Origin of the sequence: Archangium sp. (assembly GCF_045802675.1) — a bacterium.
In the GTDB taxonomy this organism is placed as follows: Bacteria; Myxococcota; Myxococcia; order Myxococcales; family Myxococcaceae; genus Archangium.
On the sequence record NZ_JBJMQO010000093.1, the window covers coordinates 40,054 to 64,395 of the forward strand.

The following is a 24,342-nucleotide window of genomic DNA, read 5'->3' on the forward strand; positions in this document are numbered from 1 at the left end:
AGCGTCCATCCCGTGCTCGAAATCCTAATGCCGCGAAGCGGCACGGCCCCGCGCCCGCACAGCCCTGTCGCGCAACAGCAACGAGGCGACGAGCATCCACACGCCCAGGAAGGACACCGGGCCGCTCCCCGCGCTGCAACCCGCGCGCGCCAGCTCCGGACCGGCCTCGGGCAGCGCGCCGGCCACCCCGTCCGGGTCCGCGCTGGAGCCCTCCGCTGGCGGCTCCACCTGCCCCGGCCCGCCCGTCTCCGGGCCACTGCCCGCCGCGAGCTGCCCCTCGTACCCGCTCGGCACGAAGTAGTGCGCCAGGCCGTCCGAGTCGAAACCCGTCCCCATGCGCTCGGCGGGCAGGTACTGGCCCTCGTGGACCTCCGGGCCCACCGCCGGGCCGGCCTCGCACGTCACCTCGCCGTAGAGACGCACCCGGAAGGCGCTGCCGGGCGCGCCCTCCACCAGGGCGGACAGCAGGCCCTGGCCCTGGAGCGGCACCTTCCGGGCCACGCTCGTGACGTCCTGCCCGAATTCATCGGGCCCCACCTGCAGGCCCGCGCCGAGCCACACCCACCCCGCGGTGGCGGGCTTCCCCTCCAAGCCATTGTCCACGCACAGCACGCCGGAGCCCTTGCCCTCGAAGGAGGTGGAGACCACGTCCGACTCCCCGGTGGAGCGGCTCACCAGGAGCGAGCCCAGCAGCGGCCGCGCTCCGGGCGAGGCGCACACCTCGTCGGCCGTCCGCGGCGGCGGCGGCGTGCACACGCCCGGCAGGGAGAAGACGAAGGCGTACACGTTGAGATTGCCGTTCTGCCGCGCCGTCCACACCACCCGCGCCAGGCCCGTGGTGGAATCCACGCTGAGGTCGCTGAGCGACTCGCTGCCCGGCGTGTCCGTGAGCCGGTAGTACGTCTGCGTGCGCAAGTCATACAGCATGAGATCGAAGTTGGGCGTCGCGCTGGACGCATCCCACCGCTCGAAGGCGATGAGCGGGCCACTGACGTTGGGGTTCGTGTCCGTGCCCGGCAGCGACAGGCGGTGCGCTTCCCCGCCACCCACCGGCTGCCAGGTGATGTCCGACTCCGAGACGCCCTCCACGACGCTCCGGGTCACGTACACCACCACGTCGCCATTGGTATCCGGCAGGGACTCCTCGCCCTCCAACCCGGTGAGTTGGGAGACCTGGTAGCCCCCGTCGACGGCGCGGGCCGACCAGACGTCGCACCCGTCGATGCTGGTGGCGCACTTCGTCCACACCACCGTCCGGCCATCCGCGCTGACCGAGGGAGAACGGTCCACACGCGAGTCCTCGGTCAGCCGGGTGAGCGCGAGCGTGTCCATGCGGTAGGCGAAGACCTCCGGCTGCACGGCGTCGGCGGTGGAGCCCAGCTCCTGCCAGGCCACCGTCTGGCCCCCCACCGCGGCCGCGCGCCGGTTCGCGCCGGCACGGGGAGCGAGCTCCTCCACGGCCCCGCCCTGGTGCACGTCGAAGCGCATCACGCGGGTGGTGCTGGTGGTGCGGGTGAAGACGAGCTGCTCGCCGCTGATGTCGGCGAGCGCGTCATACCCGCCCTCGGTGGGGATGGCCTGATCCACACCCGACTCCAGGTCGTGGTAGCGGATTTCGCTGCTGCTCAGGCTCAGTTGCTGGGTGTAGGCCACCAGCGAGCCGCTCACGTGAGGATCCGTCTGATCCCCCGGCCCGTCGTTGACGACGAGGGATTGGCCTCGCAGGGGACCCCCCATGTTCTGGCCCAGGGCCAGCGCCGGCACAACACAGGCGAGGGTGGTGAGCGTCCGCAGCATCGTGACTGACCTCCGGTGGCACGTTGGGTGCTACATCCACCCCTGTGACCCAAGGCGATACGCGGGCGAGCACCCTCAGCGCCTTCCAGCGCCAGAACCCACGGCAACCACGGCCGGCCGCACTTCAGGCCCCACGGCTTTGCGCACCTGGGCTTTCGCCCGGGATTGCCCTTGTACAGGGACGTCTTCTCGGCCTTTGAGGCACTGCAAACCCGGGACCAGGCGGGCGAGTATCCCGCCGCTCGTCTGTCAGGCCGTCATCAATGGCCCTTGGGGGGTGGGTCATCCCAAAGCCCTGGGTCCACGGTGACCTGCTTGGGAGGGGTGGTGTCCACGGTCAGCTCGCGCGAGTCCTCCTGACGTAAACCCCCGACAGACAAGGCGCGAACCTGGACGGCGTTCGTGCCTTCCTTGAGAGACAGGACTTGTGAGAAACGACCTTCTTCGTCGGTGGGGATGATTCGACCCCCCACGTCCACCCGGGCGCCGGGCTCCGTCTGCCCGGAGACGGCGACCTGGCGGCGGGGCCTGGCGGGCCAGTTCACCTTCAGCAGGAGGCTGGTGGGGATGGCGGCGGGCTCCGAGGGCCCATGGCCCGGGCGGACGACGGACTGCTGGCCGGCGCGGACGATGACGACCTTGCGCTGGCCGCTGAAGGTGGCCTCGCCCGCGAAGGTGGCCAGGGCGACGGTGCCGGCGCCGTTGTTGCTCAAGGTGAAGGTACCGCCCTCGGTGCGGGCCACGGCGTCGCTGCCGGCGGCCCTCACCTCGAGGGCCTGCCCGGAGTTGGGCTTGAGGCGCACCGTCGTCACACCGTTGCCGACCAGGAAGCGGGAGAGCGAGTCGGTGAGCGCCTCCACCGACACCTCGGTGCCGGGCTCCATGCGGACCTCCACGGCCTCGCCGCCGATGAGCACCGCGTAGGAGCCCTCCTGGGTGCGCACCGTGTCCGAGGGACGCAGGGCCTCGCCGGCACTGGCGGCGCGCCACTGCTCGCCGCGGCGCACCTCCACCGTGCCGCGCACCGTCTCCAGCTTCAGGCTCACCGGGCCCTTTTTGGGGGGAGCCACGGGATGAGGGGCCTCCACCACGCGGGGAGGCGGAGGCGGAGGAGCCGGGGGCTGGTGGAGGAAGAGGAAATAGCCCAACGGCAACGCCGCCAGGATGGCGACGAGGCCGAGCAGGAAGGGCGCACTGCGCCGGGAGGAGCGGGGGGCGTCCATGGGCCCCCCAAACTACCTCAGCGGGCCGCGCACCTCACGCCTTCGGCAGCCACACGGTGAAACAGGTGCCCTGCCCCACTTCCGTGCGCACGTCGATGGTACCGCCCGCCTCGCTGACCACACGCCAGGCGACCGACAGGCCCAGGCCCACGTTGGACCAGACGTCCTTGGTGGTGAAGAAGGGCTCGAAGACGCGCGGGCGGTGCTCGGGAGCGATGCCCTTGCCGGTGTCCTCCACCTCGAGGAAGCCGCGCCCGTCACGCTCGCCGGTGCGCAGGAGGAGGTGCTTCGTCCGCGACTTCAGCATCGCGGTGCGCGCGTTGGACAGCAGGGCCAGCACCACCTGCGACAGGTGCCCCGGATCCGCCCTCACGCGGACCGGCGCGGAGGCCAGCTCGGTGGCGAGGGAGATCCCCTCCCCCCGGATTTGATTCTCCGAGAGCGACAGCGCGTCGCGCAGCACGAGGTTGAAGTCCACCGGCCGCAGCTCGGGCTGGGCGCGCTGCTGGGAGAAGCGCAGCAGGTTCTGGGTGATCTCCTTGCAGCGCTTGGCGCTCAGCTCGATCTTCCGCAGCGTGTCGAAGTCGGGATCCTTCTCGTCGCGCTCGAGCATCATCAGCTGCGTATTGCCGAGGATGCCGGCCAGGGGGTTGTTGATTTCATGCGCCACACCGGCGCCCAGCTGCCCCACGGCCGCGAGCTTCTGGGCCTCGAGCAGCTGGGCCTGGGCGGCCTTGAGCTCGGCGGTGGCCTCGTCCACCCGGGCCTTGAGGTCATCGTTCCAGCGCAGCATCCGGGCGCGGGCGGCCTCCAGCTCGGAGCCCATGCGGTTGAAGGTGGAGGCCAGGTCGCTGAGCTCGTCGTTGCCCTGGACCTCGACCCGCCGCTCCAGCTCGCCCCGGCCGAAGGCCTCGGCACCGGCCACCACGGCGGACAGACGGCGGTTGAGCCGGCCGGTGTAGAGCGCGCCCAGGGCGAGCAGCACCGCGAAGGCGGCGCCGATGGACAGCAGCACCGTCTGGCGCATGGCACGCACCGGGGCCAGCGCGACCGCCTCGTCCACGCCCACCACCACCTCGAAGCCGGGCACCTTGGGAACGCGCGCGGCGCTCATCCGCATGGCGGGCGCATCCACCCGGAAGCTGCGCACCTGCGCTTCGTCCGAGGTGAGCCAGGTGGCCACCGCGGACTCCAACGGCCGCAACCGGCGCTCGGGCAGCGAGCTGGCCAGGACGCGGCCGGCCGAGGCATCCACCAGATCAATCCGCCCCGGGCTGCCCCCGGCGCGCCGCTCCAGCAGCACCTCCAGGTCGGAGAAGACGACCTCGGCGAGCGCGAAGGGCGCGTCCTCCCCGTCCGCCAGCTTCACCGCCACGGCCACCGCCGCCCGGCCACTGAGGGCATGCGCGTAGACACGGCCCAGCGCGGCCTGTCCCTTGTAGCCGCGGCGCAGCGCCTGCACCGGCACGGCCTGGGCGAGCGCCTGCGTCGTGGAGGGATCGAACCCCGGGTGCTCGCTCTCCCCGGACGCCTGGAAGACGGGCGAGCCGCGCGGCAGGCCCCGCGAGTCCAGGTGCAGCACCGCGCTGACCGAGGGGGACTGCCCGTAGAGCAGCTGCAGCGCGCCCTGGAACTCCTCGGGGGTGATGCGCTCCCAGTCGAAGAGCTCCGCCGAGCGCGCCAGCGCGTCCACCGTCTTCATCAGCTCGCCGGACACGCTCTCGGCGGTGGACTCCGCGAGGATGCGCTGCTCGGAGACGATGCGCCCGGTGAGCTCGGTCTCGGCCCGCGACAGCAGCAGGAAACCCACCGCGGCCAGGGGGAGCACCGTGGCGGCGAGCATGAAGAGGACGAGCTGCTGGTAGAGCTTCATCCCGTGGCCGTCCGGATGACCGCGAGCTCCTTGTCACTGCGCAGGTAGACGGAGCCGTGGATGGCCTTGGCGCGCTTCTTCATGTCCGCGGCCCGCCGCGCCAGCTCGGCATGGTCGTTGGACATGCCATCGCTCATCACCGCCACCACGGACACGCTCATGATGGGGAACTTGCGCTTCTCCCCGTAGCGATCGTCCGCCTCGATGTGGCCGCGCTCCCGGTCCTGCTTGTCGTAGTAGAGCGGGATGATGCGATCAAAGGCCTCGATGGCGTGCTGGCAGATGCGGTCCACGCTCTCCGGGGCGGTGATGAAGACGAAGTCATCCCCCGCCACGTGCCCGAGGAAGTCCCCGGGCAGGCCGTCCTGGCCGAACACCTCGCGCAGCAAGTCGCCCGTCTGGCGGATGACGCCATCGGCCTTCGCGAAGCCGTAGTAGTCGTTGTAGGCCTTGAGGTTGTCCAGGTCGAGGTAGCAGAAGGCGAAGGGCTTGCGCTCGGCGAGCCGGCGCTGCACCTCGCGCTCGATGGCGCCCGAGCCGGGCAGCTGCGTGGTGGGCGAGGCGCCCAGCTCCTGCTCCTTGCGGCGCAGCACCGTCTCCACGCGCGCGCCCAGCTCCAGCGCGTCGAAGGGCTTGGTGAGGTAGTCGTCGGCGCCGAGCTTGAGGGCGCGCACCTTGGCGCTCGTCTCGGAGTGGGCGGAGATGAAGATGACGGAGATGTAGCCGCTGGCGCGCTCGGCCTTGAGCTCCTCGAGGAAGTGGTAGCCGTCTCCGTCGGGCAGCTGCACATCCAGCAGCAGCACGTCCGGGCGGCGCTCGCGCAGGGAGCGGTGCGCCTCCTCCAGCGTGGAGGCCACCAGCACCTCGTAGCCGTGGCTCACCAGCACCTCGCGGCAGATGACACCGACCTTCTCGTCATCGTCCACCACCAACACGCGCCCGTGGTGCTGGCCGGTGCGCCCGCGCACCAGCGAGTCCACGGTGGCCAGCAGCCGGTCGGACTGCAGCGGCATGGAGAGGAAGGCATCCGCCCCGGCCCGGAAGGCACGCGGGCGCTCGTCGAAGGCGGAGAAGATGAGCAGCGGGGCCTGACGCGTCTCCGGATCATGCCGGAAGATCTCCGCCAGCCGCAGGCCGTCGATGACGGGCAACCGGGCGTCCACCAGCAGCGCATCCGGGTGGAAGGCCCGCGCCTGGGTGAGGCCCTCCTCGGCGCTGGGGGCCAGGCGCACCTCGTAGCCGCGCGAGCGCAGCAGGGCCTTGGTGATGTAGCCGATGTCCGACTCGGCCTCGACGAGCACCAGCCCGCCGCGCCGCTCGGGGCTGTGCTTCTGGGTGAAGTCCAGGCCGTCCGGCCGCAGGTACTCGGCGGGGGGCTCCACGGGGAGCACCACGACGAAGCGCACGCCGTCGTGGCAGGGCTCGCACCAGATGTAGCCAGCGTGGGCTTCCACGATGTTTCGGCAGATGGCCAGGCCCAGCCCGGTGCCGCGCACGGTGCGGTTCGCCTTGGTGCGCGCCTGTTCGAAGCGGTCGAAGATGCGCTCGAGGTTCTCCTCGGCGATGGGCTCGCCGCTGTTCCAGCACGTGAGCGCCACGTAGCCGGGCACCGCCGAGGTGGCCTTGAGCTCCAGCCGCACCTCGCCGCCCTCGGGAGTGAACTTGGCGGCGTTGGTGAGCAGGTTGTTGAGCACCTGGGTGAGGCGGTTGGGGTCGGCCAGCGCGCGCAGCCCGTGCTGGGGCAGGCCGGCGGACACCTTTATCCGCCGCTCCATGAAGGCCGGGCCGTACTTCTCCACCGCGCGGCGCACCAGCTCGTCCACGTAGGCCCACTCGAAGTTCATCCGCAGCCGGCCCTTGGCGAACTTGGCCAGGTCCAGCAGGTCATCCACGATGGCGTTGAGCTTCTCCGTCGAGTCGCGCGCCAGCATGAGGTAGCGGCGCTGCTTGTCGTTCATGTCGTTGGACAGGAAGTTGAGCACCAGGTCCAACGAGCCGGAGATGGAGGTGAGGGGCGTGCGCAGCTCGTGGCTCACCATGTGGACGAACTCGTCCTTGCGCTCCTCCAACTGCTTCTGCTCGGTGACATCGCGCAGCACCACGCACACCCCGCGCAGCACCCCGCGCGAGTCGTTCACCGGGGTGACGGTGGTGTGGATGGTGCGCTCGTCGAGCTTCAGCTCCTCGCGCAGCACCTGGGCGCCGCCGTACTCCCAGCCGCGCACCAGCTCGAAGGGATCGAACCCGAGCTTCTCGCGCAGCCGCTTGCTGGCGTCCGGCGCGGTGGTGGGGCCCTCGCCCAGCGTCAGCAGACGGCGCGCGGCGGGGTTGAGCACGACGATTTCGTTCTTCTCGTCGGTGAGGATGACGCCGTCGGCCATGGACTCGACCATGCGGTCGATGCGCTGGCGCGAGGCCTCCTCGGAGGCGCGCAGGGACTGGATGGCGTCCGCCGTCTGGTTGGCGAGCGTGTCCAGCAGCGCGCCGTCCTCGTCGGAGTAGACGTGGGAGCGCTGGGAGAAGAGCGACAACAGGCCCACCGGGCGGCCCCCGGCGGTGAGCGCGACGGTGAGCTGGCTGGCCCACGAGGCCGGGGCGGCGGCATCCTGGGACGTGGTGCCGGTGACGTGGGTGATGACGCGGTCCTCGGGCAGCACCAGCCCCGAGCGCTGGCCCCACGCGGTCAGCATGGACTCCTTGACGCCCAGCAGCGACTGCTCGCCCACGACGGTGCCCTGGCAGCGCAGGCGCAGGGTGGCGGTGCGGTCCCACCCGAGCGCGATGAGCGCCGCGCCACAGTCATAGGGCAGCACGCGCGACACCGCGGTGAGGACGCGGTCGATGATGGCGTCGTAGCCGAGCGGCTCGCCGGCGCTGGCGCGGCTCACCTCGTAGAGCACGCCGAGCGCTTCCACCCGCTGGTGGAGCTGGCGCAGCAGCCGCTCCTTGTCCCGCCGCAGCACGGTGTACTCCACCGCGTTCTTCACGGTGATGAGCAGATCGTTCAAATCCCAGGGCTTGGTGATGTAGCGGTACACCTGGCCCTGGTTGATGGCCGCGATGATGTCCTCGGGATCCGTGTAGCCGGTGAGGAGCAGCGCGGTGATGTCGATGCCTTCCGAGCGCGCGGCGGCCACGAGCTCGATGCCCGTCATCTCCGGCATGCGCTGATCCGTGATGAGCACGTCCACGCGATGCTGCCGCAGCAGCCCCAGTGCCTCGGGCCCCGAGTGGGCCGACAGCACGTGGTAGCGCTTGTGGAACATGCGCACGAGCAGGTCGATGACGTCGGGCTCGTCGTCGACCAACAAGAGGGTATGTCGGGGCTCGGACAAGGTGTTCGGAAGTCTACGCGCAGAAGGGGGACGACCCCAGTACCCGTTCGGAACTCGAGGACCCACACGGATTGTACGTGCTCATCTCAGAACGAATTGACTCTATACGTATGTTCAGGGAGCATGAGGATACTGAAAGCCTGTTGCGCCGTTAGGCAGCCCACCAGGCGAGGGAGCGAGGCATGGAAGAGCTGACCGAACGCCAGCGCGAAATCCTGGCCTTCATCGTCAAGGAGACGGAGTCGCGGGGCTTCCCGCCGACCATCCGCGAGATTGGCGAGGAGATGGATATCCGCTCGACCAACGGGGTGAACGATCACCTCAAGGCACTGGAGCGCAAGGGGTACCTCAACCGGGGCGAGCAGCAGAGCCGGTCGCTGGTTCCCACCAAGCGGGCCCGGATGCTGCTGGGCCTGGGGGTGAAGAAGGAGTCGGGGCTGATTGAAATCCCCCTGCTGGGCAAGGTGGCGGCGGGCGCTCCCCTGCTCGCCCAGGAGAACGTGGAGGACTCGGTCCGGATCGACAGCTTCCTGCTGGGCGGTCAGGGGCGCGAGGTCTTCGCACTCCGGGTGAAGGGCAACTCGATGATCGACGACGGCATCTTCGACGGGGACTACCTCTTCGTGCGCAAGACGCCGCAGGCCCAGACCGGGGACATCGTCGTGGCCCTCATCGAGGACGAGGCCACGGTGAAGCGGTACTACCCCGAAGGGGACCGCATCCGCTTCCAGCCGGCCAACGCCACCATGCAGCCCATCTACGTGAGCAAGGCGGAGTTCCGCTCGACGATGATTCTGGGCCAGGTGGTCGGCGTGTACCGCAAGCTGCCGGGCGGGAAGAGCTAGTCTTTCCCGTTTCACTCCTCATCGATGAGGACTGGATTGGGTCTGATCCGCTCCTCATCGATGAGGAGTGAATTGCCTCCATCGCGTTTTCCCCGTTTCACTGCGCATCGATGCGCAGTGGATTTGCCCTTTTCACTGCGCATCGATGCGCAGTGGATTTGCCCTTTTCACTGCGCATCGATGCGCAGTGGATTGGACCGGGCGCGGTTCAGGGGCACTTCTTGAGCTGCACCCCGCTGCTGGCGATCCGGTTGCACACCGTGGTCACCGTCGCCTCGTCCTTCAGCTCCGCGGCGAGGGCCGCCGTGCGCAACTGTAGGTCCAGGTCCTTCACGTGGTCGGGCTCGGCGCTGAGGTTGGAGAGGATGCGCAGGGCATCCGGCTTGCGCCCGAACGTGGAGAGCAGGTCGGCCAGCTCGGTGAGCTCGTGTACGTCGGAGCCGGAGACGGTCTCGAGCGCGTGCCCCAGCTGCTCCTCGGCGGCCGGACGCTCGTTGTTCGCCAGGTGGAGCCGCGCCATGGCCACGTGGACGACGGCGCGGTCCTTCACCTTCAGCGACTCGCGGTAGGCCGCGAGCGCGTCCGCCGGTTTCCCCAGCCGGGTGTAGATCTCCCCGACGAGCTCCCACAGCGTGGGGTCCTTCGGCGAGCGGCTGGCGGCCTCGCGGTAGGACTCTGCGGCGGGGAGGAGCTGGCCGGCCCGTACCTGCTCGTCCCCCAGCGCGGTGAGCAGCTCGGGCGTCCGCACGCCCTTCCCCGCCTGGTCGCTCAGGAGCAGCAGGGCCTCGGCGTGGCGCTCGTCCCCCGCGAGCACGTCGACGGCACGCAGCAGCAGCGGTGTCTTGCTGGCATCGGGACTGGCCTCGGCGGCGAGGACGAAGTGCTTCACCGCGGCGTCCTTCTCCCCCCGTTTGACGTCGATTTCCCCCAACTGCTCGAGGGCGTTGAAGTCCTTGGAATGCAGGGCGAGGGCCTTGTTCAAGGCACTCTGCGCTTCATCGAGCCGGCCGAGCTGGGCATGGATGAAGCCGAGCCGGCTCCAATTGGTGGAGCGCTTGGCGTCGCGCTTGAGGGCGAGCTCGAACTGGGCCGACGCCTCGTTGAGACGGCCCATGGAGAGGTAGACCTCGCCCATGGCCGCGGGCAGGCGGGGATCCTCCGGGGAGAGCTCCTTCATGGTGTTGAAGGAGGCCAGGGCGTCCTCGAACTTGCCCTGGAGGTACTCGGTGTTGCCCTTGAGGTAGTAGCCCTCGGCCTGCTCCTTGGGGGACGGCGGAGAGGGACGCTCCTCGCAACCCGCGGCGAGGAGGACGAGCAGCGGCAGGACACGCCAGCGCGAGTGCATGTGCGGGGAGCTCCGGGCTCAGAAATGCCAGGCGATGCCGGCGTTGAGGTCGAGGTTGAGACCACTGCCGAGGCCGCCGTCGGAGAGACCGAGCGTGGCCTGGGCGAGGTTGGTGGAGGCCTCGAGCTGGAGCCCGAGGTGGCCGGCGATGAGGTACTCGCAGCCGACGAAGCCGATGACGGTGGGAAGCGGGCCGGTCTGCTGGAAGATGCCGAACTCGCCGAAGGACAGCTGCACGCCCAGGCCGAGCCCCCAGTAGGGACGGAAGGAGCGCTCGGCGTTGTGGTAGTGGCGCAGCCCGAGCACGCTGGGCAGGACGCTGAGGCCGCCCTTGCGCCCCTCTTCCTGGGACGTGACGTAGGTGAAGCCCACCTGCCCGAAGACGACCCATTCGGGATGGAACTGGAAGCCGATCTCCACGTCGCCACCGGGGTTGAACGAGGAGAGGCTGGAGATGAGGCTGTTGTTGAACCGCAGGCCCACGAGGAACGAACCCGTCCCGGGCGCTCGCGTCGCGACAGCGGGCGCCGCTGGGAGCGCGCGCTCCAAGGGCTCCGGGATGAGAGCGGCGAGGAGCTGATCCGCGATGGCCACGGCGGCGCGAGGCAGGGCCTCCCGGGCGGACACCTCGAGACGGGGCCGGCTCAAGGCGCGTCCGCCCTCCGCGTCCACGAGGTTGGTGGTGAGGACGTAGCGCGAGCCGAAACCATCGAGCCGGCCGGTGATGACGTAGCGGGCCCTGGCGGAGCCGGGGGAGCCCGGCGTGGCGTCCTTGCAGGGGCCCTCCGCGCAGGCGCCAGCGACGTGCACGGCGTCCTGGTCCGACGTGGTGGACACCGCGAGGCGGGGAGACTCGGCGAGCCGGCTCACGAGGAGCGCCGTCATGCCCGAGGCCTGTTCCCGGGCCTCCTCATTGGCCTCCAGGGGAAGCAGGGTGACGACGACAACCGGGGCAGGCGCCTCGCCCGAGGGCTTTGGGGCCTCCGGGGCCGCGGAGGACGACTGCCCCCGGGCAACCGGGACGAGCAGAAGGGCGAGGAGTAGCGGCAGGCGACGGCTCACGGGTCCGGCACTCTAGTACCAGACGGTCGGCCGTGGGGCGGAGAGCGCGGTCACGAGACGCATACCTGCCCGCTCGGGCTGCCACCGGGCACCCCATGGGAGTCCGAGCTTCACGACGCCGGCAGCGGGCCCAGGTAGTCGATCGGATCCATGGGCTTGCCGTCGACACGCACCTCGAAGTGCAGCTGCGGGCCACTCGTCTTGCCGGACTCGCCCACGGTGGCGATGACCTGGCCGCGCCGCACCTTCTGCCCCGTGCGCACGCGCAAGTCGCGGTTGTGGGCGTAGAGCGTGATGAGCCGCTCCGAGTGCTGGACGATGACGATGAGCCCGTAGCCGCGCTGCTCGCCCGCGTACAGCACGTCCCCTTCCTGGGCTGTTTTCACCGGCGTCCCCACCGGCACGGCGAGGTCGATGCCATCATGGGGCTCGCGCCCCTTCTTTCCGAAGCGCGCGTACAGCACGCCCCGCAGGGGCCAATCCAGCATCCCCTTCGTCTCCGGCACCGGCCGCGCGGGCGGGGAGCCAGGCCGGGACGCCGGACGAGACGGAGCCGAGACGACCGCCGGAGCTTTGGCCGGGGTCCGGGTGGGAGGTTTCGTCCCCGGCCCTGGCCGCTCCTCCTCCGGCTCCGGAGTAGGAGACGACTCGGTGGCCACCGGCACCGGCTGCTCGAAGCCGGGGATGATGAGCACCTGCCCCACGGTGAGGCTGCGCGGATCATCGATGCCGTTGGCCTCGGACAGTTCCTCCACGGTGATGCCGTAGGTCTTGGCGATCCGGTACACCGTCTCGCCCGGGGCCACCTTGTGCTGGACGGAGACGAGCTCCGGCTCCGGGTGGGGCTCGCGCAGCTCTCCGAGCGCCACGGGGGATGGCCCGGAGACGGGAGCCGCGATGGGACGGGTGGCGGACTTCTCCACCAGCGCGCAGCCGGTGGTGCCGAGGAGCGCGAGCAGCACGAGCAACGCTGGCCGCGCCTGGCTGGGTGCCGCCACCGCCAACGTCAGTCTCCCCCGCTGCCCACGTCGCTGCGTGGGAAGCCCTCGAGGTTCCAACCCGCCAGCATCTTCATGGCCGGCGCGTCGGTGAGCTCGAAGTGGAGCGGCGTCAGCGAGATGCGGCGATCCAGATGCACGGCGTTGCAGTCGCTGCCGGGGATGTCCTCGTGCTCGTAGGAGCTGCCGCCGATCCAGTAGTACTTGCGACCGCGCGGATCCTCCTTCTCCACCACGTCATAGCCGTACGAGTGCCGGCCCAGGCGGGTGATGGCGTAGCCGGTGGGCTCGCCCCGGGGAACGTTGACGCTCAGCAGCATCCGCGCCGGCAGCTGGGGCTGGGCGAGCGCCGCCGCCACCAGCGAGCGGGCGAAGCGCGCCGCGTGCTGGAAGTCGAACGGCGCCCGGGACACCAGGCTGAAGGCGATGGAGGGAATGCCCAGGAACGCCGCCTCGCGGGCGGCCGCCACCGTTCCCGAGTAGTTGACGTCGTCGGCCAGGTTGGCCCCGTGGTTGATCCCGGACACCATGATGCGCGGGCGATCATCCTTCATGAGGTGGTGGATCGCCAGATAAGCGCTGTCCGCCGGGGTGCCATCCACGGCGTACCAGTGCTCACGCACCTCGGTGATGCGCAGGGGGCGGTTGAGGGAGATGGAGTGCGAGGTGGCGCTCTGCTCGCGGTCCGGCGCCACCACCCATACCTCCCCCAGCGGGCTCACCGCGTCCACCAGGGCACGCAGGCCCTCGGAGAAGTAGCCGTCGTCGTTGGAGACCAGGATGCGGGGTTTCTTGTCGGCCACGTCTCGCTCGTTTCCCTACTTCGCCTGCAGGCCCTTGATTGCCTTCTTGCCACCGTAGCGCGCGCCGCTGCCCAGCTCCTGCTCGATGCGCAGCAGCTGGTTGTACTTGGCGATGCGGTCCGAGCGCGACGCCGAGCCCGTCTTGATCTGCCCGCAGTCGAGCGCCACGGCCAGGTCCGCGATGGTGGTGTCCTCCGTCTCGCCCGAGCGGTGGCTCATCACCGAGGTGTACCCGGCCTTGTGCGCCATGCGCACCGCCTCGAACGTCTCCGTGAGGCTGCCGATCTGATTCACCTTCACCAGGATGGAATTGGCCACGCCGCCTTCAATCCCGCGGCCCAGGCGCTCCACGTTGGTGACGAAGAGATCATCGCCCACCAGCTGGAGCTTGTTCCCCAGCGCGTCGGTGAGGCGCTTCCAGCCGTCCCAATCGTCCTCGGCCATGCCGTCCTCGATGGAGACGATGGGGTAGCGCGACACGAGCTGCTGGTAGTAGTCGAGCATGCCGCCAGCATCGAACTCCTTGCCCTCGCCCTTGAGGCGGTACTTCTTGGAGCCCTTGTCGAAGAACTCGCTGGCGGCCACGTCCATCGCGAGGAAGATCTGCTCGCCGGCCTTGAAGCCCGCCGCGGAGATGGCCTCCATGATGAGCTTGAGGGCCTCCTCGTTGGCCGGCAGGTCCGGGGCGTAGCCGCCCTCGTCGCCCACGCCGGTGGCCAGCTTGCGGCCCTTCAGGATCTTCTTCAGCGCGTGGAAGATCTCCGCACCCCAGCGCAGGCCCTCGGAGAACGAGGGAGCGCCCGCGGGCACCACCATGAACTCCTGCACGTCCACGCGGGTATCGGCGTGGGCGCCGCCGTTGAGGATGTTCATCTGCGGCACCGGCAGGGTGCGCGCCTGGGCGCCGCCGATGTAGCGGTAGAAGGGCAGGCCGAAGGCATCCGCCGCCGCGCGCGCCGTGGCCATGGACACCGCGAGGATGGCGTTGGCGCCCAGCTTGCTCTTGGTGGGCGTGCCGTCCATCTCCAGCATCTGCATGTCCACCGCGTACTGGTCCGCCGCGTCCATGCCCACCAGCTCGGGGGCGATGGTGTCCATGATGTTCGTGACGGCCTTGCGCACGCCCTTGCCCAGGTAGCGGTTCTTCTCGCCGTCCCGCAGCTCGAGCGCCTCGTGCTCGCCGGTGGAGGCCCCGGACGGCACCGCCGCACGGCCCTTGGCCCCGCCTGCCAGGAACACCTCGGCCTCCACGGTGGGGTTGCCGCGAGAGTCGAGCACTTCACGCGCCACGATTTGAGCAATCTCGGTCATAGGCGCGCGGTTCTAAAGGACGCTCCTGGCCCTCGCAAGCCTGCTCGACGGTGCTCCTGCTACACTGTCAACCCGCCGAAGCCTCCACCCTCCGCCATGCCGCCGCGTCGACCTTCCGCCCCCGCTGATGACTTCTACCCCCGCCTGCGCGGCCGGGGCGCGCTGCTGGGGCTGGCCGTGGGCGACGCGCTGGGTGTCCCCTTGAAAACACGGCCGCTGATCGCGCCCCCCTTCCCCCAGCTCGCGGACGGCCCCCACCGCAAGCTCAAGGGCGGCGGCCCCTTCGAGCTGCGCAAGGGCCAGGTGGGCGAGAGCGGACAGATGGCGAGCTGCCTGGGCGTGGGGCTGCGCGAGCAGGGCACCTACGACGCGGACCACATGCTGCGCCGCTACCTCGCCTGGCAGGGGCACGGCGAAGGCGTGAGCGAGTTCACCCAGGAGGTGCTCACCGAAGTGCTCGAGTCCGGCCTGCCCAAGGCGACAGCCGGGCGGCGCGTCTGGCTGCGAAGCCTCCGGCGCGCGGCCGGCAACGGCAGCCTCGCGCGCACCGCGCCCATTGGCGTCTTCTTCCACGACAACCCCCAGGTGCGGCTGCAGGCCTCGCTCGCGGACTGCGCCCTCACCCACTTCGATCCGCGCTGCCAGCTGGCGTGCGCCGCCCTGAACGGCGCCCTCGCGCACGCCCTCAACGCCGGCGAGCAGCTGCAGAAGGAGGACCTCTTCACCGCCGCCCTGAGTGCCCTGTCCCTGGCCAGCGCCTTCCTGGGCCGCTCGGCGGGCGACTACGTCCAGGAGGTCTCCATCGCCACCACCTTCCTCAAGGAGGACCTGGCGGCGGCGCGGCAGAGCGACCCGATGCTCTACTGGCCGGACATGCACATGCACCGGAAGCAGGACCATGTGCGGGTGGCCTTCCGGCTGGCCTTCTGGGAGTTGATGCACGCCCCCGACCTCGAGGCCGGGCTGGTGGACGTCATCAACCGGGGCGGGGACGCGGACGCGAACGGGGCCGTGGCCGGAGCGCTCCTGGGCGCCTTCCACGGCGAGGACGCCATTCCGTCCGAGTGGCGCCAGGGCGTGCTGGAGTCACCGGGCCCGAGCGCGGGGCTCCTCTGGAGCCACTACCACCCCCGCCACCTGCTGCTCCTGGCTCCGGACTGAAAGGCCGAGGGCGGCCGCCAAAAGCACGAGGCCCGCGTGGAGCCGTCCGGGAAGGGACGTCCACCGCGGGCCTCGGGAAGCGGTGCGGAGGGGCGTTCAGCCGAGCATGTCGATGATGATGACGCCGCGCTGGGGCTTGTCGTCGTCCTCGGCCTCCGAGCGGCGCCGGGGGCGCTCCTCGGGCACGGGCAGCGGAATCTCGAGCGCGGGACGCTCCCGCTCCTCCCGGTTCCTCTCCCGGCGCTTGATCTCTTCGATGATGAAGGCGTCGAGCATGGGTTCGATTTCTCCCTCAGCCTACGTACCCTGATGTACGCCCGCCGTCCCGCTCCTGGTTTCCCGCCACCCTATCGGCTTCTGAGTTCTTCAGATGCAAAGTAAGGGCCCTGGTTCCTTTCTGGGGACGTGCCTGCGACCTCGCATGCTCGCCCGTCTACCTCCCGACAACCGGACGCGGCGGAAATTGTCCAGAAATCGATGCGGACCCGAACCACCGGACGCCGAGAACGTTGACTGGATTGTAATCGAGCCAGCGATCCCCGCAAGCGCTCCTACTCGTCTGAGGACCCAGGACATCCGGAGTGACGGTTCTGTCCGGGACTGGCCCGGCCTCCTGCCTGCCCCCCGGTCGTCCCGGGGGAATGCCGCACGGCGTCGAGGCCGGAGCCCCTGGGCCTCAGGCCGCCGTTTCCACCCGGCGCTTGAAGTTCTCCAGGAGGTTGGGCAGCGACTGGTCCACCAGGGTGGTGAGGATGGACTTGGGGACCAGGGGGCCCACGGCCACCTCCACGCTGTAGGTGACCTTGGTGCGCCCCTCGCCCGCGGGCTCCAGCACCCAGCTGCCCTTGTTGTCCTTCATCACCTCGCCCTCCACGAAGGACCAGGTCATCCGCTGCGGCCGCTCCTCGCGGACGAGGATGGTGTAGCGGATGGTCTTGATCTTGAAGTCCACCTCGTAGTGGACCTTCACCTCGTTACCCTTGCGATCCGAGGTGCGGATCTTCTTCACCTCGGGGAGCCACTCCGGGTAGCGGTCGTAGGTGATGATGGTGTCGAAGACCTTCTCCGGGGGAGCGTTGACGACGATGGAGCGACTGGCGCCAGGCATGGTGTGCGTGTCTCCGCGATGGGGGGGTTGCCCAGAAGGGGTTGGCTAGAACTTGTAACCCGGCTTCGTGTCGAAGCGGTGGCGAGACTGGATGAAACGCACCGTGCCGGTCTTGCTGCGCATGACCACCGAGTGCGTCTCGCAGCCGCTGCCGAAGAAGCGCACGCCGCGCAGGAAGTCGCCGGTGGTGACGCCGGAGGCGGCGAACATCACCTCGCCGCCGGCCAGCTCCTCGGCGGTGTAGATCTTCGACATGTCGGAGACACCCATGCGCCTGGCGCGGGCGATTTCATCGTTGTTGCGGGGCACCAGCCGGCCCTGCATGTCGCCGCCCACCGAGCGGATGGCCGCGGCGGCGATGACGCCCTCGGGCGCGCCGCCAATGCCCATCAGCACGTCCACGCCGGTGTCCTCGAAGCAGGTGGCGATGCCGCCGGCCACGTCACCGTCATCGATGAGGCGGATGCGCGCGCCCGCGGCCCGCACCTCCTTGATGAGGTCCGCGTGCCGCTCCCGGTCGAGGATGATGACCGTCAGGTCCGCCACGTAGACCTTCATCTTCTCCGCGATGGCGTGGAGGTTCTCGGTGGGGGTGCGGCGCAGGTCGATGGCGCCCTTGGCGCGCGGGCCCACGGCGATCTTCTCCATGTAGGTGTCCGGCGCGTTGAGCAGGCTGCCCTTGGCGGCCATGGCCACCACGGAGATGCCGCCCGGGCGGCCGTAGGCACACAGGTTGGTGCCCTCGAGCGGATCCAACGCGATGTCCACCTCGGGGTCCTCCGGGTTGCGGCGGCCCACCTTCTCGCCGATGTAGAGCATGGGGGCCTCGTCGCGCTCACCCTCGCCGATGACCACCGTGCCGTTGATGTGCAGCGAGTCGAACGCCTTGCGCATGGCGTCCACGGCGGCCTGGTCCGACTCGTTCTTGTCGCCGCGGCCCATCAAGCGGGCGGAAGCGATGGCCGCCATCTCGGTGACGCGCACGACCTCCATTGCCAGGTTGCGATCCATTGAGTGTCTCCTTGAGAAGAACGTTTGAAGAGGTGGGAATTCAGGAAGCGTCCTGCAACAGGCGCAGGAGCGCGTCCGGCAGGCGGGTGGGTCTGCCTTCGCGGCTCACACAGGCGTGCACGGTCCGCCCGGTGCACAGGGGGGTGTCCGAGCCCCCCTCGCGGAAGACCTCGTAGGTGAAGGCCAGCGACACCCGTTTGACCTCGCTCACGCGGGGGCGCACCAGCAGCACGTCCTCGTAGCGGGCGGGCGACTTGTAGGAGGCGGTGGCCTCCACGATGGGCAGCATCAGCCCTTCGCGCTCCATCTCACGATAGCTGCCCCCTCGCGCGTGGAAGTACTCCATGCGAGAGAGCTCGAAGTAGCGGAAGTAATTGGCGTGATAGACGACACCCATCTGGTCCGTGTCGCCGTAGATCACTCGGATTCGTGCCTCGACCATGGATCGAATCGACCGTAACAGGGCAGTGTCCGACCGGAAAGCACTGCTGCTCGGGAGTTGGTTGCTTCTGAGCACGAGCCATGGAGGATGGGCGGCCATGTTCCGCCTCCGCGCCCTCCCCCTCCTGCTGCTGCTCCTGGCCCTGCCCGCCCTGGCGAAGCCGCCCCGGTTGACGCTCTTCATCACCGTGGACGCCATGGGCTCGGATCTGCTGCTGCGCACCCAGCCCCGGCTCAAGGGCGGGCTGCGGCAGCTCATCGACTCGGGGGCCTTCTACCCGTATGCGCGCTACGGCTACGCCAAGCCGCGCACCGCGCCGGGCCACGCCACGCTGGCCACCGGCGCCAACCCCTGGCGCCACGGCATCGTGGACAACCGGATCATCGACCGGGCCACGGGCAAGCCCGAGCGCGTCTTCCCGGACCCCACGCACCCGGTGCTGGAGGCGGCCCTGTCCAACGAGGACGTGAGCCCGGCCAACCTCATGGCGGAGACGGTGGCGGACCGGCTGCGGCTGGCCACGCAGGCGCAGGGCAAGGCCATCGCGCTGTCGGGCAAGGCGCGCTCGGCCATTCCATTGGCTGGCAGGCTCGGCCAGGCCTACTGGTACGACGAGACGGTGGGGAAGTTCGTCACGGGCACCTGGTACACGAAGGAGCTGCCCGGCTGGCTGAAGGCCTTCAACGCCGCCAATCCGCCCGAGGCGTGGTTCGGCAAGGTGACGTGGGAGCCGCTCCTGCCGCGCACCGCGTACACGGGCGAGGATGACCGGCCCTACGAGGGCGAGCTCTACGGGCTGGGGCGCACCTTCCCGCATCCGCTCACCGGAGGCCTCACCTCCCCGGGCCCCCAGGCGTACACCGCCTTCGCCATCTCCCCGCTGTCCCTGGACCTGGTGGTGAAGGCCGCGCGCGCCGCCATCGACGGCGAGGGCCTGGGCAAGGACGAGGTGCCGGACCTGCTCGCGGTGAGCTTCAGCGCCACCGACCGCGTCTTCCACCAGTACGGCCCCAACTCGTGGGAGATGCAGGACACGATGTACCGGCTGGACAAGGCGCTGGGAGACCTGGTGGCCGCGGCCGAGCGCGCCGCGGGCGGCAGGGACAACCTCCTCGTGGTGCTCTCGGCCGACCACGGTGGCGCGGCGGTGCCCGAGCACTGGGCCGCCGAGGGAATGGATGCGCAGCGCGTGGATCCGGGCGTCCTCTCCAAGGGGCTGACCGAGGCCCTGCGGGCGCAGTTCGGCGGAGACATCCTCGCCACCGTCGAGGAGCTGGACGTGTACCTGGGAGGCAAGACGCTGGAGGGCGGCAAGGTGGACGGGGCGGCGGTGCGGCGGGCCGCGGCGGCCTGGCTGTTGAAGCAGCCAGCCATCACCCTGGCGGTGGCGAGGGATGATCTCTACTCGATGCCGGACGTGGCGGGGCTGGTGATGCCCCTGCGGCGCGGCTACTTCCCGGGGCGCAGCGGGGACGTGCTCTTCGTGGTGAAGCCCTTCCACGTCATCAGCGCCGAGCCCACCGGCACCAACCACGGCACCCCGTATGCGTACGACCAGCTCGTGCCCTTCATCCTGGCGGGCAAGGGGGTGAAGCCGGGCACGTACACGCGGGAGATCAGCACCACGGACGTGGCGCCCACCGTGGCGGCGGCGCTGGGATTGAGCCTCCCCGCGTCCGCCGAGGGAGAGCCCCGGTACGAGGCCCTCGGCTCCGGCCGCTGAGGGCTACGGCGCCTGGACGATCTCCAGGGACAGGTCCATGGCGCGCGCCGAGTGCGTGAGCGCGCCCATGGACACGAAGTCCACCCCGAGCTTCGCCAGCCGGGGCAGGCGCTCCAGGGTGATGCCACCGGAGACCTCGAGCGGGATGCGGCCCGCCGTCAGCTCCACGGCGCGGCGGATCTGCTCGTCGTCCATGTTGTCGAGCATCACCACGTCCGCGCCCTCCTCGAGCGCCTCGGCGAGCTGCTCGAGGTTGGTGACCTCGATCTCGATCTTCACCAACTGGGGCGCGTTGGTGCGGGCGCGGCGGAGGGCCTCGCGCACGGAGCCACCCACGGCCGCGATGTGGTTGTCCTTGATGAGGACGCCATCGAAGAGGCCGAAGCGGTGGTTGAAGGCGCCCCCGGCCTTCACGGCCTGCTTGGACAGCGAGCGCATGCCGGGGGAGGTCTTCCGCGTGTCGAGGATGCGCAGCTTGGTGCCGCGCACGGCGGACATGACCTGCCAGGCCATGGTGGCCATGCCCGAGGTGCGCTGGACGATGTTGAGGGCGGTGCGCTCGGCGGTGAGGAGCGCGCGCATGCGGCCGCGCACCCGGGCGACGAGGGCCTTGTTCTGCACCTCCTGCCCGTCGCGCGCGAGCAGCTCGACGCGCGAGTCGGGGTCCACGTGCTCGAAGACGCGAGCGAAGGTGTCCAGCCCGGCGAGCACGAGCCGCTCCTTGGCGATGAGCTCGGCGGAGCCCTGGGCGTCCACGGGGACGAGGGCATCGGTGGTGATGTCACCCGCCGCCCCGAGGTCTTCCTCGAGGGCGAGCGAGATGAGGCGATCGACGAAGGTATCCATGCGAGTGACGTCTCCGATCGGGCTCAGCGCCGGGTCTTGGCTACACGGGAAGGCGCCGACTTCTTCCGCGCTGGAGCCTTCTTGGCCGCCGCCTTCTTCGCGGGTGCCTTCTTGGCCGCCGCCTTCTTCGCGGGTGCCTTCTTGGCCGCCGCCTTCTTCGCCGGAGCCTTCTTGGCCGCGGCCTTCTTCGCCGGTGCCTTCTTGGCTGCGGCCTTCTTCGCCGGTGCCTTCTTGGCCGGTGCCTTCTTCGCCGGTGCCTTCTTCGCGGGTGCCTTCTTCGCGGGTGCCTTCTTCGCGGGCGCCGCCTTCTTCACGGGCGCCGCCTTCTTCACGGGCGCCTCGCTGACGGGAGCAGGAGCGGCCTTCTTCGCCGGAGCCTTCTTCTCCGCGGGCGCGCGGGCGGGCGTGGCCCTGGCCTTGGGCTTCCTCGGAGCGCGCGCATCCTCGACGTCGATGCTGCCGACATCGTGGACATCCGCGTCGTCCTCGTCCTCGTCCTTCTGGAGCTCGACGATCCGCTCCGCGACGGTCTTGGACTCGACGACCTCGCCATCAACAGTGCCCGACTCCTCCTTGACGACCTCACCCTCGGCGTCCGCCGGACCAGCCGCGGGCGCGGGCGTCTCGTCCGGAGCGAGCCGGGTCAGGCTGTCCTGCAGCTTGGTGATGCGCGCCTCCAGCTCCTCGACGCGGGCGCGGTCCTTCTCCACCACGTCCGGGGGCGCCTTGGCGACGAAGTTGGGGTTGTCCAGCTTGCGCTTGATGCCGCCCACCTCCTGCTCCGAGCGGGTGATCTCCTTGCGCAGGCGCTCGCGCTCGGCGTCCACGTCGATGAGGCCCGCGAGCGGCACGAAGACCTCCATCCGCGGACCCACGAAGGCGGCGGACTGCGCCGGCTTGGGACCGGGGCCCGTAATCCGCAGCTCCCCCAGGCCGGCCAGCGGCATCAGGTAGCCGCGCCACCGCTCGAGCAGCTCGCGGGTGCGCGTGTCCGGGCTCTGCACGTACGCGGTGATGCGGGCCGAGGGCGGCAGGTTGCTCTCGCCGCGGATGTTGCGCAACCCCTCGATGGCCGCGATGACCGGCCCCATCTCCGCCTCGGCGGCCGTGTCCTCGAGCGCCGTCTCCGGCTCGGGGAACGGGGAGATCATGATCGACTCGGCGGGCCGCGACATGGGCAGCTTCTGCCAGATCTCCTCGGTGATGAACGGCATGAACGGGTGGAGCAGCCGGAGAATCCGGTCCAGGCAGTACACGAGCACCGCGCGGGTGGTGTCCTTGGCCCTGGCGTCCTCGCCGTAGAGCGAGCCCTTGGCCAGCTCGATGTACCAGTCGCAGAACTCGGACCAGAGGAACTGGTAGAGCGTGGAGGCGGCCTCGCCGAAGGCGTAGGCGTCGAGCGACGTGCGGGTCACCGCGATGGCGCGCTGCAGCCGCGAGAGGATCCACCGGTCGGCCAGGGTGAGCTCGCGCTCGGAGAGGGGCCGCTCATCCAGCTGGAAGTCGCCCATGTTCATCAGGGCGAAGCGGCTGGCGTTCCACAGCTTGTTGGCGAAGGCCTTGTAGCCGGCGACGCGGTCCAGCGAGAGCTTGATGTCGCGGCCCTGCTGGGTGAGCGAGGCCAGGGTGAAGCGCAGCGCGTCCGCGCCGTGGGGCGGCATGCCCTGGGGGAACTTGTTGCGCAGGTTCTTGGCGAGCTGCTCGGGCGCAGAGCCCTGGATGATGTCGAGGGGATCGATCACGTTCCCCTTCGTCTTGGACATCTTCTCGCCCTTCTCGTCGCGCACCATCGCGTGCAGGTAGATGGTGCGGAAGGGCACGTCCTTCATGAAGTGCAGGCCGAACATCATCATCCGGGCGACCCAGAAGAAGAGGATGTCGTGGCCCGTCTCCATGACGGAGTTCGGGTAGAAGGTTTTCAGCTCGGGGGTCTGCTCGGGCCAGCCCAGGGTGCTGAAGGGCCACAGTCCCGAGGAGAACCACGTGTCGAGCACGTCCGGATCCTGCTCCAGGTGCGAGCCGCCGCACTTGGGGCACTTCTCCGGGGCGGCGCGGGCCACGAGCGGCTCGGCGCGCGAGAAGTCGATGCCGCCGGTGGCCTCCAGGCGCGGGCTGCACTCCCCGCAGTACCAGGCCGGAATCTGGTGGCCCCACCACAGCTGGCGGCTGATGGTCCAGTCGTGGATGTTGCGCATCCAGTGGAAGTACGTGTTCGTCCACGACTCGGGGATGATTCTGGTGCGGCCCTGCTCCACCGCCTCGATGGCGGGCTTCGCGAGCGGCTCGATCTTCACGAACCACTGCGGGGACAGGCGCGGCTCCACCACGGTGCCGCAGCGCTGGCAGCCGCCGACGCTCAGCTTGTGGGGGTCTTCCTTCTCCAGCAGGCCCTGGGCCGCCAGGTCCTCGAGGATCTTCTTGCGCGCGGCGAGCCGGTCCATGCCCGCGTACGCCCCACCCTCCTGGTTGATGCGCGCGGACTCGTCCAGCACGTTGATCATCGGCAGCTGGTGCCGCAGGCCCGTCTGGTAGTCGTTGAAGTCATGGGCCGGCGTCACCTTCACCACGCCGGTGCCGAAGGCCGGGTCCACCAGCTGCGCGTCGGCGATGATGGGGATTTCGCGGCCGGTGAGCGGCAGCACCACGCTCTGGCCGGCCAGGCCCTTGTAGCGCTCGTCGTCCGGGTGGATGGCCACGGCGGTGTCGCCGAGCATCGTCTCCGGGCGCGTGGTGGCCACGGTGAGCTTCCGCTCGCTCCCCTTCACCGGGTACTGCAGGTGCCAGAGCGAGCCCTGCTTCTCCTCGTGCTCGACCTCCAGGTCGCTGAGCGCGGTGTGGCACGAGGGGCACCAGTTGATGAGCTTCTGGGCCCGGTAGATGAGGCCCTCCTCGTGCAGCCGCACGAACACCTCGCGCACGGCGGCCGAGACGCCCGGATCCATGGTGAAGCGCTCGCGGCTCCAGTCCAGGCTCGCGCCGAGCACCTTCTGCTGCTCGTTGATGCGCTGGCCGTACTTGTGCTTCCACTCCCAGACGCGCTCGAGGAACTTCTCGCGGCCCAGGTCGTGGCGGCTCTTCTTCTCCTTCTCCTTGAGCTCGCGCTCCACCACCATCTGCGTGGCGATGCCGGCGTGGTCCGTGCCCGGCACCCAGAGGGTGTTGAAGCCGCTCATGCGCTTCCACCGGATGAGGATGTCCTGGATGGTGGCGGTGAGCGCGTGCCCCAGGTGCAGGCTGCCCGTCACGTTGGGCGGCGGCAGCACGATGCAGAAGGCGGGCTTGCCGGAGGTCGCCTCGGCGCGGAAGTAGTTCCGCTCCATCCAGTGGGCGTACCAGCGCGCCTCGACCTCCTTGGGATCATAGGCCTTGGGAAGTTCGGTCGTATCGCTCATGGAAAACGCGAACCGGCCCACGCGGGCCGGTGGAAGGACCGGCCCGACGGGGGCCGGTCGGGGTGTG

The 24,342-nt window shown here is 69.8% G+C and carries 18 protein-coding genes and 1 riboswitch; of the genes, 3 read left to right on the plus strand and 15 right to left on the minus strand.

Going from position 1 to position 24,342, the window contains the following annotated elements; genetic code table 11:
- Positions 1–24 precede the first annotated feature (24 nt).
- The 4 genes from ACJ8AN_RS26685 to ACJ8AN_RS26700 form a co-directional block, all read right to left on the minus strand.
- Positions 25–1,797, minus strand: coding sequence for a TolB family protein (locus ACJ8AN_RS26685; protein ID WP_407758295.1), 1,773 nt, complete (start codon positions 1,795–1,797; stop codon positions 25–27).
- 99 nt (positions 1,798–1,896) lie between these two features.
- Positions 1,897–1,977, minus strand: a riboswitch (cyclic di-GMP riboswitch).
- Positions 1,978–2,057: 80 nt separating this feature from the next.
- Complete coding sequence (locus tag ACJ8AN_RS26690; protein WP_407758296.1) at positions 2,058–3,020, minus strand: hypothetical protein; 963 nt, start codon at positions 3,018–3,020, stop codon at positions 2,058–2,060.
- 34 nt (positions 3,021–3,054) lie between these two features.
- Positions 3,055–4,893, minus strand: a complete 1,839-nt coding sequence (locus ACJ8AN_RS26695) for an ATP-binding protein (protein ID WP_407758297.1) — start codon at positions 4,891–4,893, stop codon at positions 3,055–3,057.
- A complete protein-coding gene (locus ACJ8AN_RS26700; RefSeq protein ID WP_407758298.1) occupies positions 4,890–8,228 on the minus strand; it encodes a response regulator in 3,339 nt (1,112 codons plus the stop codon). Before ACJ8AN_RS26700 ends, ACJ8AN_RS26695 begins: the two co-directional genes overlap by 4 nt.
- A gap of 182 nt (positions 8,229–8,410) precedes the next feature.
- Here ACJ8AN_RS26700 and lexA point away from each other — a divergent pair, with 182 nt between their 5' ends.
- Positions 8,411–9,073, plus strand: coding sequence for a transcriptional repressor LexA (lexA, locus tag ACJ8AN_RS26705; RefSeq protein WP_407758299.1), 663 nt, complete (start codon positions 8,411–8,413; stop codon positions 9,071–9,073).
- 208 nt (positions 9,074–9,281) lie between these two features.
- Here the strand turns inward: lexA and ACJ8AN_RS26710 are convergent, their stop codons facing one another.
- The 5 genes from ACJ8AN_RS26710 to eno all read right to left on the minus strand — a co-directional run bounded on the left by ACJ8AN_RS26710 (position 9,282) and on the right by eno (position 14,592).
- On the minus strand, positions 9,282–10,418 hold the full coding sequence (locus tag ACJ8AN_RS26710; RefSeq protein ID WP_407758300.1) for a tetratricopeptide repeat protein: 1,137 nt from the start codon (positions 10,416–10,418) through the stop codon (positions 9,282–9,284).
- An 18-nt stretch (positions 10,419–10,436) separates the two neighbouring features.
- Complete coding sequence (locus ACJ8AN_RS26715) at positions 10,437–11,480, minus strand: hypothetical protein (protein WP_407758301.1); 1,044 nt, start codon at positions 11,478–11,480, stop codon at positions 10,437–10,439.
- A gap of 110 nt (positions 11,481–11,590) precedes the next feature.
- On the minus strand, positions 11,591–12,484 hold the full coding sequence (locus ACJ8AN_RS26720; RefSeq protein ID WP_407758302.1) for a peptidoglycan DD-metalloendopeptidase family protein: 894 nt from the start codon (positions 12,482–12,484) through the stop codon (positions 11,591–11,593).
- 2 nt (positions 12,485–12,486) lie between these two features.
- Entirely contained in the window at positions 12,487–13,281 is a 795-nt protein-coding gene (surE, locus tag ACJ8AN_RS26725) for a 5'/3'-nucleotidase SurE (RefSeq protein WP_407758303.1), read from the minus strand.
- Positions 13,282–13,296: 15 nt separating this feature from the next.
- Complete coding sequence (gene eno / locus ACJ8AN_RS26730) at positions 13,297–14,592, minus strand: phosphopyruvate hydratase (protein WP_407758304.1); 1,296 nt, start codon at positions 14,590–14,592, stop codon at positions 13,297–13,299.
- Positions 14,593–14,688: 96 nt separating this feature from the next.
- Here eno and ACJ8AN_RS26735 point away from each other — a divergent pair, with 96 nt between their 5' ends.
- A complete protein-coding gene (locus ACJ8AN_RS26735; RefSeq protein WP_407758305.1) occupies positions 14,689–15,753 on the plus strand; it encodes an ADP-ribosylglycohydrolase family protein in 1,065 nt (354 codons plus the stop codon).
- Positions 15,754–15,849: 96 nt separating this feature from the next.
- Here the strand turns inward: ACJ8AN_RS26735 and ACJ8AN_RS26740 are convergent, their stop codons facing one another.
- The 4 genes from ACJ8AN_RS26740 to ACJ8AN_RS26755 form a co-directional block, all read right to left on the minus strand.
- Positions 15,850–16,029 (minus strand): hypothetical protein, encoded by a 180-nt coding sequence (locus ACJ8AN_RS26740; RefSeq protein WP_407758306.1) that lies wholly within the window; start codon positions 16,027–16,029, stop codon positions 15,850–15,852.
- Positions 16,030–16,429: 400 nt separating this feature from the next.
- On the minus strand, positions 16,430–16,861 hold the full coding sequence (locus ACJ8AN_RS26745; RefSeq protein ID WP_407758307.1) for a type II toxin-antitoxin system RatA family toxin: 432 nt from the start codon (positions 16,859–16,861) through the stop codon (positions 16,430–16,432).
- Positions 16,862–16,906: 45 nt separating this feature from the next.
- A complete protein-coding gene (glpX, locus tag ACJ8AN_RS26750) occupies positions 16,907–17,872 on the minus strand; it encodes a class II fructose-bisphosphatase (RefSeq protein WP_407758308.1) in 966 nt (321 codons plus the stop codon).
- A 40-nt stretch (positions 17,873–17,912) separates the two neighbouring features.
- Entirely contained in the window at positions 17,913–18,314 is a 402-nt protein-coding gene (locus ACJ8AN_RS26755; RefSeq protein WP_407758309.1) for an acyl-CoA thioesterase, read from the minus strand.
- A gap of 97 nt (positions 18,315–18,411) precedes the next feature.
- On the opposite strand from ACJ8AN_RS26755, the gene ACJ8AN_RS26760 reads away from it, so the two are divergent.
- The gene (locus tag ACJ8AN_RS26760) at positions 18,412–20,037 is read left to right on the plus strand and encodes an alkaline phosphatase family protein (protein ID WP_407758310.1); all 1,626 of its coding nucleotides are present in this window, start codon (positions 18,412–18,414) and stop codon (positions 20,035–20,037) included.
- A gap of 3 nt (positions 20,038–20,040) precedes the next feature.
- Here ACJ8AN_RS26760 and nadC read toward each other — a convergent pair whose 3' ends face one another.
- A complete protein-coding gene (gene nadC, locus ACJ8AN_RS26765) occupies positions 20,041–20,883 on the minus strand; it encodes a carboxylating nicotinate-nucleotide diphosphorylase (RefSeq protein ID WP_407758311.1) in 843 nt (280 codons plus the stop codon).
- Positions 20,884–20,906: 23 nt separating this feature from the next.
- Positions 20,907–24,275 carry a valine--tRNA ligase gene (locus tag ACJ8AN_RS26770; RefSeq protein WP_407758312.1) on the minus strand — a complete coding sequence of 1,123 codons (3,369 nt, stop codon included), beginning with the start codon at positions 24,273–24,275 and terminating at the stop codon, positions 20,907–20,909.
- Positions 24,276–24,342 lie beyond the last annotated feature (67 nt).

Coding starts and splice junctions, on each gene's coding strand:
- ACJ8AN_RS26685 (WP_407758295.1), bottom strand. CDS start 1,797: ATGCTGCGGACGCTCACCACCCTCGCCTGTGTTGTGCCGGCGCTGGCC.
- ACJ8AN_RS26690 (WP_407758296.1), bottom strand. CDS start 3,020: ATGGACGCCCCCCGCTCCTCCCGGCGCAGTGCGCCCTTCCTGCTCGGC.
- ACJ8AN_RS26695 (WP_407758297.1), bottom strand. CDS start 4,893: ATGAAGCTCTACCAGCAGCTCGTCCTCTTCATGCTCGCCGCCACGGTG.
- lexA (WP_407758299.1), top strand. CDS start 8,411: ATGGAAGAGCTGACCGAACGCCAGCGCGAAATCCTGGCCTTCATCGTC.
- ACJ8AN_RS26710 (WP_407758300.1), bottom strand. CDS start 10,418: ATGCACTCGCGCTGGCGTGTCCTGCCGCTGCTCGTCCTCCTCGCCGCG.
- eno (WP_407758304.1), bottom strand. CDS start 14,592: ATGACCGAGATTGCTCAAATCGTGGCGCGTGAAGTGCTCGACTCTCGC.
- ACJ8AN_RS26735 (WP_407758305.1), top strand. CDS start 14,689: ATGCCGCCGCGTCGACCTTCCGCCCCCGCTGATGACTTCTACCCCCGC.
- ACJ8AN_RS26740 (WP_407758306.1), bottom strand. CDS start 16,029: ATGCTCGACGCCTTCATCATCGAAGAGATCAAGCGCCGGGAGAGGAAC.
- ACJ8AN_RS26745 (WP_407758307.1), bottom strand. CDS start 16,861: ATGCCTGGCGCCAGTCGCTCCATCGTCGTCAACGCTCCCCCGGAGAAG.
- glpX (WP_407758308.1), bottom strand. CDS start 17,872: ATGGATCGCAACCTGGCAATGGAGGTCGTGCGCGTCACCGAGATGGCG.
- ACJ8AN_RS26755 (WP_407758309.1), bottom strand. CDS start 18,314: ATGGTCGAGGCACGAATCCGAGTGATCTACGGCGACACGGACCAGATG.
- ACJ8AN_RS26760 (WP_407758310.1), top strand. CDS start 18,412: ATGTTCCGCCTCCGCGCCCTCCCCCTCCTGCTGCTGCTCCTGGCCCTG.
- nadC (WP_407758311.1), bottom strand. CDS start 20,883: ATGGATACCTTCGTCGATCGCCTCATCTCGCTCGCCCTCGAGGAAGAC.
- ACJ8AN_RS26770 (WP_407758312.1), bottom strand. CDS start 24,275: ATGAGCGATACGACCGAACTTCCCAAGGCCTATGATCCCAAGGAGGTC.